Origin of the sequence: Maribacter sp. 2-571 (assembly GCF_050589625.1) — a bacterium.
Lineage (GTDB): Bacteria > Bacteroidota > Bacteroidia > Flavobacteriales > Flavobacteriaceae > Pelagihabitans.
Genome location: NZ_JBNGOP010000076.1, coordinates 1 through 854 on the forward strand (window position 1 = coordinate 1; position 854 = coordinate 854).

Genomic DNA, 854 nt, shown 5'->3' on the forward strand with positions numbered 1-854 from the left:
TGTAACAGGTCACGCGATGCGAACTGTTCGTTTTCGTTTACCTGTCCCGCCGATACGGCGCGCTGGTGGTCCATGATGCGTTTGTCCTGCTGTTCGCTCTCGTCTATATACAGCAAAAAACTACGGTTGCTGTTGTCCTCGTAAATGCTTTCCCGGGTGGTACAGCCCGCAACGCACACAGGCCCTTCGACGGTCAGGTGTATGGTCCGGGTCGTTCCCTTTGCGTCTTTGTGGACGACCGTTTTTGTGATGCGCTTTTTGGATTGCAGTTCCCGTAAGGGGTAGAGTACACTTTCCGCACCGTCCAAGTCCTCGATGAGTATCAGTTTATTTTGCAGTTCGGTCCTATTGAAGTAGTAAAAGGCATTGGCCGATAGCACGGTGATCTCGACCTTGTCTTCCTCCGGTATGAGTTCGGCGACCTTGCTCTGCAAGTGTGTTTTGCCGACCCCGCTACTGCCCAAGCTGATACAGTGCAAGGGGTTGTTGGTCTTTCGGCTCGTGAATATCAGGTACATCAACAACCGATTGGTATATTCCCCGATGACCCCCGACCTTCCTATCAGTCCGTTGGTCCTTTCCAACAGGTCTTTTGATTTCAGGAACTCGGTGGCCTCTTTTTCTTCCATTGCCGATAGCTCCTTATAAAATGGCCTGTTTAATTGCTCCTCCTTGCCAAGGAGCAAAAAGCGGTGGTTTTCGAGTTCCTTCGTCAGATCCTGTAATGTCCTTCTCGTTACGCTCGTGCCTATCTCCAACCGCTCCGCTATTTTCCTTGTGAACTTCTCCACCTGGTTGTCGTTGTACAGATCTAAACTGTGGCGCAGCACATTGTGCTGTTTTGGTTTTTGGAT

1 pseudogene is annotated in these 854 nt (G+C 50.5%); it reads right to left on the bottom strand.

The features are described 5' to 3' along the window. A pseudogene (locus tag ACRD7P_RS20935) lies at positions 1-854 on the bottom strand (hypothetical protein); the annotation flags it as partial.